The sequence below is a fragment of the Faecalibacillus sp. MSK20_93 genome (genome assembly GCF_020589945.1).
Classification (GTDB): domain Bacteria; phylum Bacillota_I; class Bacilli_A; order Erysipelotrichales; family Coprobacillaceae; genus Faecalibacillus; species Faecalibacillus intestinalis.
In genome coordinates, this window is sequence record NZ_JAJDKA010000031.1 from 1 (window position 1) to 13,789 (window position 13,789).

At 25.3% G+C, this 13,789-nt stretch carries 16 protein-coding genes; all 16 read left to right on the forward strand.

Translation table 11 applies throughout. The annotated features are described in order from the left end of the window. Positions 1 to 146 precede the first annotated feature (146 nt). The 16 genes from LJD34_RS09765 to LJD34_RS09840 all read left to right on the forward strand — a co-directional run bounded on the left by LJD34_RS09765 (position 147) and on the right by LJD34_RS09840 (position 13,140). On the forward strand, positions 147 to 329 hold the full coding sequence (locus tag LJD34_RS09765; RefSeq protein WP_227359767.1) for a hypothetical protein: 183 nt from the start codon (positions 147 to 149) through the stop codon (positions 327 to 329). A gap of 43 nt (positions 330 to 372) precedes the next feature. Then, the gene (locus LJD34_RS09770; protein WP_118347767.1) at positions 373 to 816 is read left to right on the forward strand and encodes an adenylyltransferase/cytidyltransferase family protein; all 444 of its coding nucleotides are present in this window, start codon (positions 373 to 375) and stop codon (positions 814 to 816) included. 102 nt (positions 817 to 918) lie between these two features. Further along, on the forward strand, positions 919 to 1,527 hold the full coding sequence (locus LJD34_RS09775) for an aldolase/citrate lyase family protein (protein WP_227359768.1): 609 nt from the start codon (positions 919 to 921) through the stop codon (positions 1,525 to 1,527). 8 nt (positions 1,528 to 1,535) lie between these two features. Beyond that, the gene (locus tag LJD34_RS09780) at positions 1,536 to 1,763 is read left to right on the forward strand and encodes a hypothetical protein (RefSeq protein WP_227359769.1); all 228 of its coding nucleotides are present in this window, start codon (positions 1,536 to 1,538) and stop codon (positions 1,761 to 1,763) included. A 2-nt stretch (positions 1,764 to 1,765) separates the two neighbouring features. Next, the gene (locus tag LJD34_RS09785) at positions 1,766 to 2,977 is read left to right on the forward strand and encodes a hypothetical protein (RefSeq protein ID WP_227359770.1); all 1,212 of its coding nucleotides are present in this window, start codon (positions 1,766 to 1,768) and stop codon (positions 2,975 to 2,977) included. A 12-nt stretch (positions 2,978 to 2,989) separates the two neighbouring features. After that, positions 2,990 to 3,673: a sugar transferase gene (locus LJD34_RS09790; protein WP_118306157.1), complete on the forward strand. Its 684-nt coding sequence runs from the start codon at positions 2,990 to 2,992 to the stop codon at positions 3,671 to 3,673. Between the two features lie 13 nt (positions 3,674 to 3,686). Continuing rightward, entirely contained in the window at positions 3,687 to 4,616 is a 930-nt protein-coding gene (locus LJD34_RS09795; RefSeq protein ID WP_118306156.1) for a branched-chain amino acid transaminase, read from the forward strand. 9 nt (positions 4,617 to 4,625) lie between these two features. Continuing rightward, positions 4,626 to 5,396 (forward strand): glycosyltransferase family 2 protein, encoded by a 771-nt coding sequence (locus LJD34_RS09800; protein WP_118347773.1) that lies wholly within the window; start codon positions 4,626 to 4,628, stop codon positions 5,394 to 5,396. 2 nt (positions 5,397 to 5,398) lie between these two features. After that, complete coding sequence (locus LJD34_RS09805; RefSeq protein WP_118347775.1) at positions 5,399 to 6,193, forward strand: hypothetical protein; 795 nt, start codon at positions 5,399 to 5,401, stop codon at positions 6,191 to 6,193. After that, positions 6,190 to 7,059 (forward strand): glycosyltransferase, encoded by an 870-nt coding sequence (locus LJD34_RS09810; RefSeq protein ID WP_118347777.1) that lies wholly within the window; start codon positions 6,190 to 6,192, stop codon positions 7,057 to 7,059. Before LJD34_RS09805 ends, LJD34_RS09810 begins: the two co-directional genes overlap by 4 nt. Then, positions 7,040 to 8,278 (forward strand): O-antigen polymerase, encoded by a 1,239-nt coding sequence (locus LJD34_RS09815; RefSeq protein WP_227359771.1) that lies wholly within the window; start codon positions 7,040 to 7,042, stop codon positions 8,276 to 8,278. The genes LJD34_RS09810 and LJD34_RS09815 overlap by 20 nt, the downstream gene beginning before the upstream one ends. A 4-nt stretch (positions 8,279 to 8,282) precedes the next feature. Beyond that, positions 8,283 to 9,662 carry a lipopolysaccharide biosynthesis protein gene (locus LJD34_RS09820; protein WP_158569611.1) on the forward strand — a complete coding sequence of 460 codons (1,380 nt, stop codon included), beginning with the start codon at positions 8,283 to 8,285 and terminating at the stop codon, positions 9,660 to 9,662. Positions 9,663 to 9,668: 6 nt separating this feature from the next. Then, the gene (locus LJD34_RS09825) at positions 9,669 to 10,832 is read left to right on the forward strand and encodes a polysaccharide pyruvyl transferase family protein (RefSeq protein ID WP_118347783.1); all 1,164 of its coding nucleotides are present in this window, start codon (positions 9,669 to 9,671) and stop codon (positions 10,830 to 10,832) included. 3 nt (positions 10,833 to 10,835) lie between these two features. Then, positions 10,836 to 12,068, forward strand: coding sequence for a nucleotide sugar dehydrogenase (locus tag LJD34_RS09830; protein WP_147579699.1), 1,233 nt, complete (start codon positions 10,836 to 10,838; stop codon positions 12,066 to 12,068). Between the two features lie 325 nt (positions 12,069 to 12,393). Continuing rightward, positions 12,394 to 12,675, forward strand: a complete 282-nt coding sequence (locus LJD34_RS09835) for a hypothetical protein (RefSeq protein WP_147357896.1) — start codon at positions 12,394 to 12,396, stop codon at positions 12,673 to 12,675. A gap of 90 nt (positions 12,676 to 12,765) precedes the next feature. Further along, entirely contained in the window at positions 12,766 to 13,140 is a 375-nt protein-coding gene (locus LJD34_RS09840) for a hypothetical protein (protein ID WP_118347789.1), read from the forward strand. The last annotated feature ends 649 nt before the right edge of the window (positions 13,141 to 13,789 follow it).

A 13,789-nucleotide genomic window follows, 5' to 3' on the forward strand; every position in this document is an offset into this window, starting at 1 on the left:
TAAAAAAAGCTATAAAGAATGCCTAATCCAAAAGATTAGGTTTCTTTACAGCCCCTTTTTTATATACATTTTTTATGTATAACTTTGTTATGCCTTTTTTAGTATATAAAAATATTTCAAGAGAAAAGTTGTATGAAGAACTTCTTATGAAAGAAGAAGGCTTACAGGATACACTGAACCATCTAATTCATATTGGAAAACCAATAGAAATGGATGAAGAGGTCTTCTTAGAAAAACTTGTTCATTTGAAGAAGGAAGCTTATGACGAAACAAATGATATCAGACACCTTATCAAAGATATTGTGCCTACATATCAACCAAAATCATAACAGAACGTATGCTTTTTTTATATGAAAAAGAAAGGAAAAAATTATGAGTGATAAAAAGTATAAGATTGGTTATACAACAGAAGTGTTTGATATGTTTCATATAGGACACTTGAATATTTTAAAAAATGCAAGAAGACGATGTGATTATTTAATTGTTGGTGTAAGTACTGACGAAGTTGTAAAAAGTTATAAAAATAAAACACCTATAATCCCTTTTAAAGAACGTATTGCCATAGTAAATGAATTGAAATGTGTAGATAAGGTAGTTCCTCAAACAAGTATGAATAAGATGGAAGCATGGAATCAGTTACATTTTAATGTGTTATTCCATGGCTCTGATTGGCAAGGAAGTGATATGTACAATAATATGATTAATCAATTTTCAAATGTAGGTGTAGATGTTGTATTTCTTCCACACACAGATGGTATTTCTTCTACATATTTATCAGAAATATTACAAAAAATTAATATAGAAAATTTTGAATAACATAATCATAAAAGGTATGTTTTATTTTTTTAGTTTAATTGATAAAAATTGAATACTAAAATTAGTATTCAAAAATTTAAGTGATTTAGAAAGGATAATATCATGTTTTTAAAATTAATGTATATTACAAATAGCGTTGATGTTGCATTGATTGCTGAAAAATATGGAGTTGATAGAATTTGGATTGATTTAGAAACTTTAGGGAAGCAAGAAAGACAAGGACATATTGATTCTGTAAAATCAAAGCATTCTATCAATGATATAAAAAAAATATCGCCAAAATTAACAAAATCTGAAATGCTAGTAAGGGTTAATCCAATAAATCCATGTAGCAAAGAAGAAATAGACAAAGTAATTGAAGCTGGAGCAGATATTATTATGCTACCGATGTGGAAGTCATTAGATGATGTCAAAAATTTTTTAACAATTGTGGATAAACGTATTAAAACAACATTACTTCTTGAAACTAAAGAGGCTGTGGAATGTTTAGATGAAGTATTAGAAAATGGTGGATTTGATGAAATACATATAGGATTGAATGATTTGCATTTAAGCTATCATTTAAAATTTATGTTTGAATTGCTTGCCAATGGAACAGTAGAAAAGATTTGTAATAAAATCAAAAACTATAATATTCCGTATGGTTTTGGTGGTGTTGCTAGACTTGGAGAAGGAACATTACCAGCAGAAAAAATTATTATGGAACATTAAAAATTATTATGGAACATTATCGATTAGGTTCATCGAGAGCAATTCTTTCAAGAAGTTTCTGTAATGTAGATAAGACAGCATCACTTGATGAAGTAAAAGAAATATTTAAAGAAAATATGAAAACTCAAAGATTATTTGAAGAGAAAGTAATGAAAATGTCTAAAAAAGATTTTGAAAATAATAAAGATGAATTAAGCAATTGTGTAGAAAAAATCGTTAAACAAATGGAGGCATAAAAATGAAATTAAACAAACAAATTATAAGTGATTTAAGAAAAGAATACGGAGATGCTTTTTATTTGTTAGATTCTAAACAATTTAGAAGTAACTATACTGAATTAAAAAATGCTTTTTCAAGTATTTATTCTAATTTTAATATTGCATATTCTTATAAAACAAATTATACACCTAGATTATGTAAAATTGTTAATGAATTAGGTGGATATGCTGAAGTTGTTTCTGAAATGGAAGCTGCATTAGCTATGAGAATTGGGGTTAAGGAAAATAGAATTATTTGGAATGGTCCAATTAAAAATAAAGAAAAACTAGAATCTTTTTTATTAGCTGGTGGCACAGTTAATATTGATTCTATTGATGAAGGAAAATATATCTATGAATTATCAAAAAAGCATGAAGATGTAACATTTAATGTTGGTGTTCGTTGCAATTATGATGTTCAAGATGGTGTTATTTCTCGATTTGGTTTTGATGTAGAGAGTAAAGAATTTCAAGATGTATTAGATTTAATTAGGGAAAGAGATAATTTATATCTAATCAATTTACAATGCCATTTTGCTAAAAGACAATTAGAATATTGGCCTGAAAAAGCAAAAGGAATGTTAGATTTGATTGACAGGTTAAACATTGTCCCACAAAGAATTGATCTTGGTGGTGGATTGTTTGGGAAAATGGAAAATTCTTTGAAAGAACAATTTACATCTAATATTCCTAATTATCAAGATTATGCAAATGCAGTAGCAACATTATTTGCTGAAAGATTTTCTGATAAAGATAATCAACAAGAATTAATTATAGAACCAGGTTCAGCTTTAGTTGGTGATTGTATGAAATTCGTTGGGACAGTTAAAACAATAAAAAATATAAGAGGAAAATCATTTGCAACAGTATTAGGAAGTCAAAAAAATATTAGTATGACTGGTGTTAATCCTCCTATAGAAATAATCAATATGTCAAATGAGCAAGATGAATATAAAGATTTAGATTTTGTCGGATTTACATGTATTGAGTCTGATGTTATTTATAGAAATTTTAATGGAAAATTAGCTATAAATGATGCGATTGTTATTAGTAATTGCGGATCGTATTCCTTAGTTATGAAACCTCCGTTTATTTTACCTAATTTCGCTGTATTAGATATTTCAGAAGGTAAAACAGAAGTTATTAAACGTGCTGAAAATTTCGAAGATGTTTTTCATACGTTTGAATTATAGGAGGAAATAGATTTGGTAGCTATTAATAAATTTTTAAAGAGACTGTTTGATATTGTATCATCAGGCATAGCAATTATTATTTTGATTCCTTTATGGATAATAATTGCTATTGCTATAAAAAAAGATTCTAAAGGACCTATTTTCTTCAAACAAGGTAGAAGAACAACAAATGGAAAAGTATTTCATATGTATAAATTTCGCTCAATGATAGTTGATGCTGAAAAAATGGGTGCAGGATTATTTAATTATAAAGATGATCCAAGAGTAACAAAAGTAGGAAAATTTTTAAGAAAGAGTAGTTTAGATGAATTACCTCAATTGTTTAATATATTTTTTGGAGATATGTCTGTCGTAGGACCCAGACCATGCGTTACTTATGAATTGGGCGATTTTGAAACATTAAATAAAAAGTATAAAAAAAGGTTTCAAGTCAAAGCAGGCTTAACTGGTTTGGCTCAAGTAAAGGGTCGCAATGATATTTCTTGGGATGAAAAAGTAACCTATGATAATCAATATGTGGATGGATTTAAAAAGTATGGAATTTTATTAGATATAAAGATTCTATTTGACTCAGTAATAAAAGTGTTTAAAAAAGAAAATATTTATGAAAATAAAGCAGATGAATCTTTAGATGATATCGAAGCTGCGAAATTAGCAGAAGAAGAAATTATTAGAATTGCACACTTACCAGATTAGAGGAGGATAAGCAATGAAATATGATGTAGAAAATAGAAGAATATGGTTAAAAGGTGAAATATTAAATGTCAATGATGCAAAAATCAATGTATTATCACCAACATCACAATTTGGTTTAAATGTATTTGAAGGAATTCCATGTTATTGGAATGAAGATGAAAATCAATTATATGCATTTCGTTTAGATGATCATTATAATCGATTATTAAGATCAGCAAAATTGTTACAATTAGATTGTAAATATACAAAGGAAGATTTTACAAAAGCCTTAAAAGATGTCATTAAAGCAAACGAATATGATGAAAATTTATCTGTAAGACAAACTTTATTTGTTGATGGCTTTGGATCATGGGGATCAGAGGGACCAGTAGAAATGTTTGTTGCACCAATTCCTAGAGGAAGAACAAGTGCTGAATATAATAAAAAAGGGTTAAACTGTTGTATTACTTCTTGGAGAAGAATTAGTGATGAAACTCTTTCACCAAGAATTAAATGTGGCGCTAATTATATTAATAGTAGAGTAGGACAAAGAGAAGCTTTAAGAAATGGATATGATACTTGTCTTTTCTTAAATGAAGTTGGAAAGGTTGCAGAAGGACCTGGATCATGCTTTTTTATGATTAAGGATAATACAGTTATTACTCCACAACTTACAGATAGTGTTCTAGAAAGTATTACAAGAGATACTGTGATTCAATTAGCAAAGCATATGGGATATAAAGTTATTGAAAGATCAATAGATAGAACAGAACTTTACACATGTGATGAAGCCTTTTTATGTGGGTCAGCGATGGAGATTACCCCTGTTTTAAGTATTGATCGATATACAATTGGAAATGGTGATACTGGAAATATTACAAAAAATATACATTTAAAATATTTAGATGCTGTTCAAGGAAAAGATAAAGAATTTAAGCAATGGGTAACTCCAATTTATGAATAGAGGTTAGTTATGGATAGAAAATTTATAGAAGGAAAAGTATCTGTAATTATACCAATTTATAATGCAGAAAAGTATTTAAGAAAAACATTAGATTCTATTCTTGTTCAAACATACAAAGACATAGAGATTGTTTTAGTTGATGATTGTTCAAATGATGACTCAGCTAATATTATTAAAGAGTATATACAAAAATATCCAGAAATTGTTTACTTTTTACAAGAAACAAATCAAGGTGCAGGCGCAGCAAGAAATAAAGCATTAGAATTAGCAACTGGTCAATATGTTGCTTTTTTAGATAGTGATGATATTTGGTATCCAAATAAGGTTGCTAAACAACTTGAGTTAATGAAGAAAAGAAATTGTCCATTTTCATATACGGCAATTGAAATGATTGATGAAAATGACAATCTTTTAAAGAATAAAAGAAATATTAAAGAAACGTGTGATTACAAATATTTGTTACATAATACAATAATAGCTACATCGTCAGTTATTATCGATAGAACTATTTTAGGTGACTTTAGAATGCCTTTAAGGCGAGGTGGACAAGATTATGCAACTTGGTTAATGTTATTAAGAAATGGATGCATTGCTAGAGGCATTAATGAAGCACTTGTTAAATATCGTATAAGTAGTAATTCATTATCATCAAATAAATTTAAAAGCATTAAACAAATTTGGGAAATTCAAACACAAGATGAAGAAATAAATAAATTACGTGTTTGTTTGAATACATTTAGATTTATAATAAATGCTTTAAAAAAATATTTAGGAGAATAGAGATGAGAAAAATTGATGTTGAAATAGTTTTTGTGGTTTTAGTTTATAGAAATATAGATGATTTACAAAACTTTATTATTAATACGAAATCTAAAGTAAAGTGTAATTATAAAATTATTGTTATAGATGCCAAATATTCAGATGAAGTATCCAAAGATATAGAAAATATTTGTTTTCAAAATAAACTAGTATACATTCAGATTGATAACAAAGGATATGGATATGGGAATAATGTTGGAATAGAATATGCAAATAATATGTATGAATATAAATATATTATTATTTGTAATCCAGATGTTGAGTTTATTAGCACATTAAGAATAGAAAATTTATGCGATTCTGAAATGATTATTGCTCCCCAAATAATTGCCAATAATAATAAATTGCAAAATCCATATTGGGTGAAAGAAAATATATTTTCTGAAAAATTAATGTATATAGGGTATAAACATGATATTAAATTGTTTTTGTATGTGGGTATTTTTATAAATAAGATTATAAAGTATTTATTTAGAAATCATAATAATTATATCTATGCATGTCATGGTGCATGTATAATCTTGAATTATAATTTTATAAAATACTACAATTTTAAATTTGATGATAAAATGTTTTTATTTTATGAAGAGGCATTGTTAGGATTATTTGCTAAAAAGAACAATATAAAAATAAAGTATGATAAAAATATTATAGTAAGACATTTTGAAGACGGATCAATGAGTATTTCAAATATTAATGAATATAATTTCTTAAGGGACTCGTTTATTTATTATTATAAAAGGTATAGAAAATTATGAAAATAGGAATTGTAATTGTATGTTATAACCCAGATATAAGAACAGATAAGTTGATAGATAATATTTCAAATGATAATAATTATGAAAAAATAGTTATTGTCGATAATTCAAATTTTAGAAATAAAAAGTTTGAAAATTTAGATAGAAAAAAATTTAAATATATTCCAAATTGTAAAAATTTAGGAATAGCCAAAGCTCAGAATATTGGATTAGATTATTTAAATTCTATTGGATTAAAATGGGCTATTACACTAGATCAAGATACAATAATTACATATTCATTAAGTAATAAGTATATAAAGTATTTAGATAAAAAAGAAAAACTTGATGATATAGGAATTATAAGTACTAATTATTACGATATAGGTACACAAAAGCAAAAATTTGTATTTAATGAAAGTGAAATACTTGTTGATGAAACTATAAGTTCTGGGTCTTTGATTAATATAGATATATTTAATAAAATAGGAAAAATGAGAGAGGATTATTTTATAGATCAAGTAGATAATGAATATTGTTTAAGGCTAAAAGTAAACGGATATAAAATAGTTATATTGAATGGTATCGATATGGAACATAAAATAGGAAAAATAGAGTTGAGAAAGATTTTTGGAAGAGAAATCTGCATTTATCATCAATCACCTATGCGATATTATTACAGAACAAGAAATCTATTATTTATGATAAAAGATTATAAGGATAGAGTTGTGATAATAAAAGTTATAAAATCATTAGTAAAAGATTTTATAAAATTATTATTTGAACAGAAAAAATATACAAAATTAAAAATGATTTTTTTAGGTATTAATGATGGATTTGCTTATCTGCTTGATAGAAAGGAAAAAAATGAAGATAATTTTGATTAATATTATATTAATAATATTTATGGTATTTTTATATAAATATTTAAAGAAAAAAACAAATACATATTTTTCACCATTGCTTTTGTTTAATTGGATTTGGATTACTGTTATAGTTAATTCAGCTTTAATTTCAACAAAAAAATTTAGTATGACAACAAATATATTTGTTATTTTAATTTTTATAAGTGGGAATTTATTTTTTTTAATGTTTTCGAAAAGAAACAATAATGATGATTTATATAAACAAATTCATAAGTATTATTCAACAAATAAAAGTAAAATGAAAAAAATGATAATTTTTTGTTTGTTATTTCGTATTATGCAAATATTTTATGATATTTATGTTGTTAATAGATTAGGTGCATCAATTAATATGTTATTTGGTAATGTTGAATGGTTAAGGTTTGCATATTTGAATTATTCAAATAACATAGGAATAGTTTTTGCATTAATCACAAATATTTTAAATTATTTTGCTGAATTAGGACTAATAATAAGTGCATTTTTATGTTTCTGTGAAAAAAAATATTTCTACTTACTAATAAATATTATATTATCCTTTTTTCATGCTATTTTTACATTATCAAAAATGGCTTTTTTTATTGACTTAATATTTGTAATAGGAATTTTTTTTATATTTTCAAATATAATCAAAATAAATCGTAAAGAGAAAAGATTAATAGTGTTGGTAATAGTATTTATTATCCTTTCATTGATAGTAACAGGAACGCAAAGAGGATATCAAAATCAAGATAGTTCAATTGAGGGAATTGATAATGTTATAGTAGCTAAAACAGTTTCGTATTTTGTAACACCGTGTCTAGCATTTAAATCCTTAATGGATCAAGAAATTGATTATAGTTATGGAAGCAAAACATTTAGCCCAATATATAAGTTTATTGGATTTAGTTATGAAACATTTGGAGATATAGATGTAGGTTTTGATGATTCTACTGTTTATACTTTGCCAGGAATGTTTTTTGCTGATTTTGGTTATATTGGATGTATATTATTATTATTTTTTTATTCTTTCGTAGTTTCAAAAACATATAATAAAGTTTTTCAGAAATTTTCTTTATTTAATTTGTGTATGTATTTAATATTTAATATGACATTATTACTTTCATTTTTTACTTGGATGGGAAGAATGACTTTTTATTGGATATTCCCTATTTTTGTTTTTTATGTTGAAAAGATGATTATGATTAAGAATGGAGGATAAAATATTGAATAATAAATTAAAAACCATTTCAACAAATACATTAATAATTGGTATGGGAGCTATTGTTTCTAAAGGTGCAGCATTTATAATTGCTTTTGTATTAGCAAATTTTTTATCAACAAAACAATATGGTAGTTTGGATGTTATTTTGACATATGTTAGTTTAGCACTGCCTTTTATTACTATGGAATTATCTCAAGCAATGTATAGAAAGATATTAGAAAATCCAGAAAATGCAAATGAATATTATTTAAAATCCATAATGTCAATATTATTAAATGTTATTATTTTTATAGTTATATTGATTTTTATTAATACACAGTATAAATTTTATATTTTTATTTATACATTATTACAAATAATTTTTAACTTTACTATTGAATATGTTAGAGGCTTACAAAATCTTAAATTATATTCTATATGTAATATTATTAATTCTTTTACTTTTTTAGTACTAGCTCCATTATTTTTAAAATGTTTTCAACATAATATAAAATATGTCCTTTTAGCATATTCAATCTCTTTTTTGATATGCATTGGCATTGTATATTATAAATATGATATTTTTAGAATTACTAATAAAGGTGATTATAATTTAAAAAAAATGCTATCATATTCATTACCACTTATACCTAATGGAATTTCATGGTGGGTTACAAATGCATCAGATAGGTTGATTATAAATTTGTTTCTAGGTGTTAAATATAATGGATTATATGCTATGGCTTATAAAATCCCTACACTATTAACTTCTTTTTTTTCTGTATTTAATTTATCTTTTCAACAAATGGCATTTTTAGAAAATGAGGAAAGTGATATTATTTTTTATGATAAATTATTTAATGAACTATTTCGAATTTTATCTTGTGTTGGGCTTTTAATAATAATGTTTGTACCGATTGTATATGGTGTTTTTTTACCTCATGATTATATTGCTAGTATGAAATATATTCCATCTCTTTTATCAGGTACCATATTTCTTTGTTTATCACAATATTTAGGAAATATGTTACTTTCAAATAGAAAAAATAAAATAGTAGGCATTTCTACAACAATTTCAGCAATATTTAATATTTTAATTAATTTATTATTAATAAAACAAATTGGATTATTTGCCGCATCATTTTCTACAATGATTTCATATATAATTCTTTATACTATTAGATATTTTAACCAAAGAAAAAGTATAGTAAAAAAGACATTTTATTTTAAAACATTAATTATACAATTATTATTTTTAATGTTTTCTTATTTTTATATTAGATATTTTGACTTTAATATTGTATATATGATTATAAATGTTTTTTTGATTATTTTTGTTTTAATGATAAATAAAAATTTCATTCTATCGTTAGTAAATATATGTTTTAAGGAGAAAAAATAGAAGATTATGAATATAACAATTGTAAATCAACAAGGACACAATTTTGGAGATGAAGCAGCAGGAGCAGGATTGCTTAACAGAATACTACAATATGAAGAAGTAGAAAATGTGACTGTTCTTTATGCATCTGATTCAATTTTACCAATTACTGATTCTAGAATTATACATAAACCAGATATTTCTTTAAAAAATGTAGGTTTAAAAAATTTAATTACTTATTATTTGTTTGGGTCTAAAATAGTAAAAAATAAAAAATTAAATGAATGGATTAGAATTATTAATAATTCTGACATAATTTTTGTTTCCCCATGTGGTGCAAGTATAGGAATATATAAAGATTATCGATATCTATTAAGATTATTGATTGTTGTTAAAGAAAAAAAAATACCAGTTTTTCATTATAATACTATTAATTCAAGTAAAAGTATAATATTTGACAGTATTGCAAAATATATTTTAAATAGATCAGATGTAAATGTAAGAGAAAAGAAATCTAAATTATACTTGGATAGTATAGGCATTGAAAGTACACTAGGAACTGATAGTGCTTTTTTATTAAGTCCATTAGAAAATATGAGTAAAAGTAGTTATATTAGTTTTATTCCTGCTCATTTTGATGATTGGCATCCTTATTTTAAAAAAAATAATATAGATGAAAAATTTAATAGTAAAGTATTGCCGATTATTTCCAAAATTATAAAAAAAAATAATTTAAAAATAAAAATACTGCCTCATTTCAATTTAGAAAGTGAATATAAATATTGTAATTATATGAAAGAATTGCTAATAAAAAATGGAGTTAATGAAAGAAATATAGTAGTTCCTAGATTAACAAAATTTCAAGAATATGATTATGAAATTTCTAGAAGTCTATTTGTAGTATCAATGAGATATCATGGTTGTGTTTTAGCTTCTAAAAATTTTATTCCTTTTTATACTTTTTCATATGAGAATAAAATGAATGAAGTAGCTAATTATTCGCAAATGAAAGAATATGTTATTAATTTAAATAATCTAGATGCATACTCTAATAATAATTTAAGTAATCTTTTTGAATCTATTATTTTTAAAAGAGATGATTTAAGTGATATGTTAAAATCAAGATATTATAATTTTATTCTTCCAAACGTTGAAAAGAAGACTAAACAATTATTTAAGGGAGATGAATAGAAAATGAAACTAGCAGTCGCAGGAACAGGATATGTAGGATTGAGTATCGCTACATTATTAGCACAGCATCACGAAGTGATGGCTGTGGATATCATAGAAGATAAGGTGAATAAGATTAATAATCGTATTAGTCCTATTCAAGATGAATATATCGAAAAATATTTAAAAGAAAAAGAATTAAATCTAACAGCAACCTTAAATGCAGAAGATGCATATAAGGATGCTGTTTTTGTTATCATTGCTGCACCAACAAACTATGATTCAAAGAAGAACTTCTTTGATACAAGTGCAGTAGAAAATGTAATAGAACAGGTAATGGAAATCAATCCAAATGCCATTATGGTCATTAAAAGTACAATACCTGTAGGATATACACAAAGCATCAGGGAAAAAACAGGAAGCAAGAATATCATTTTCTCTCCTGAATTCTTAAGAGAATCAAAGGCATTGTATGATAATCTTTATCCTTCAAGAATCATTGTAGGAACAGATATGAATGATGAAAGACTTGTAGAAGCAGCACATACATTTGCATCACTATTACAAGAAGGAGCCATCAAAGAAGATATTGATACATTGTTTATGGGATTTACAGAAGCAGAAGCAGTAAAACTGTTCGCTAATACATATCTAGCATTAAGAGTATCTTTTTTCAATGAATTAGATACCTATGCAGAACTAAAAGGATTAGGTACACAACAAATCATTAATGGAGTATGTCTAGATCCAAGAATTGGATCACATTACAATAATCCATCATTTGGATATGGGGGATATTGTTTACCAAAAGATACAAAACAATTATTAGCTAACTATGCAGATGTCCCACAAAACTTAATTGAAGCCATTGTAGAAAGTAATAGAACAAGAAAAGATTTCATTGCAGATCAAGTATTAGAAAAAGCAGGAGCGTATGAAGCAAATGATTCATATAATCAAGAAAAAGAAAATGAAGTAATTGTTGGAGTATATAGATTAACAATGAAATCAAACAGCGATAACTTCAGACAGTCATCAATCCAAGGAGTCATGAAAAGAATCAAAGCTAAAGGAGCTAAGGTTATTGTCTATGAACCAACATTAGAAGATGGAACAACATTCTTTGGAAGTGAAGTAGTAAATGACTTAAATAAATTTAAAGAACTAAGTCAAGCAATCATAGCGAACCGCTATGATAGTTGTCTAGATGATGTAGAAGAAAAAGTATATACAAGAGATTTATTTAGAAGAGATTAGTTTCTAATATGGATTTTTTAGATTTATTTTATAAGAATTTTTCTATAAAGCCTAAGTCTTTATTTGGGTAATTTTCATTGTTTTAATAGTTATTAAATTTGGTGATTTTTTTAATTCATTGGAATTATCATGGAAATGGGTTAAGAAAATATATGATTTTTTTAAAAATAATAAAAAAAGAGTAATAATTGTACTTATAGTGTTGTTTTGCATAATAGGTAATTCAGATTTTTCAATTTTTTTTAATTCTTCCACTAATAAAAAAGATATCATCCTTATGGATGATAATAATAAAAAAAATTATCCAATTGAAGTGGATATGAAAATGAAGAAGAAGGTTGGGAATTGGACGTATTTTATATACAATACTGAGGATACAATTGGAAGTAAATACGCTGATAAGCCAATATACTATCCTGCTCTGTATAGATACAAAAATGGTACATATATTGCTAGAAAAGTAAATGAACAAGCTTGTTATACTTATACGGTTTCTAAAAATTGTGTTTATTATTTAGATTCGACATTGTCTGTTCAATCACATGGTTATTTATATGTTGCAAGACCAGATGGAAAAAACCAAAGATTACTAGATACAGAATTATAAGATTTTCAAATAGTTGATGATAAATATATTTATTATGTTTATTGTTTTGATACTACAGGAGTTGGTATTGAAGGACATGCTCTTCATAGAATGAATTTAGATGGGTCTAATGAAATAATTGCAGCGTATGAAGTGTCAAGTGATATTTTAAAATGTAGTCACTTTGATTATAAGATAAAAAAAGGATGGGTTTATTATAAGAATTTTAAAATGGAATTAGGTAATCCTGCAAGCGGGCTTGAAAAAATAGTAATGAATGATATAGGTGACAATGGTTGGATTTATTATATTACTAATCAATTGATAAAAGCTAAAAAAGATGGTTCACAACGTGTAGTTTTAGATGGAGAGGATACCTTTGATTATGAAATAGAAAAAGTAGAAGATAAATACATCTATTATAGGAAGAATGGTATTACGTATAAAATAGGTGTTGATGGCAATAACAAAGAGATTTTGGAATGAAATTGAATATTCTAGGTGTATCACCACAAAAGATACACCTATTTTTCACACATGAATATAAGCGGTTGCATGTTTTTGTGTTTTTTATCGAGATAAAAGATAATGAGGCTAAAGGGAAAGTAAAGAAGACAGCGGGTATATGTTTAAAGAGTATTAATTTTTGACTCCTATATAGAAGTGAAAATGAAAAGATAAAAATTTATTGCATGTTTATTTTTATTAGTTATAAGATTTAGTTTACATGTTCCATGTGATGTTTTTACGATTACAAATGAAGATAATCATGTAGAAACAGATCAAACGAATTTAGCTAATGATCAATTAGCAAAAAAAAATGCATCAGGTATTCATGATATCTTTTATCCTAAATATAATAGTAAATTAGAATTATTTAAAGTACTTTTAAAAGATTACTTTATAAAGATGAAGAAATTGATGTATTTGATATAGATATCAGTTCTTAGAACGCTATATTTTTATTTAGCTTTTTATTTTGCACTTACTTAAAGAAAATGGGCAAGCAAATAAAGATGTCTTAGATGGTAAATAGTTGTTTTAGTTGCTAAAAATGTCCATTAGGTAACAATATATAGAAAAAAGACAACACAGGTTATATAATGAAAATGTTAGCTATTTGTTTTGTACAAAA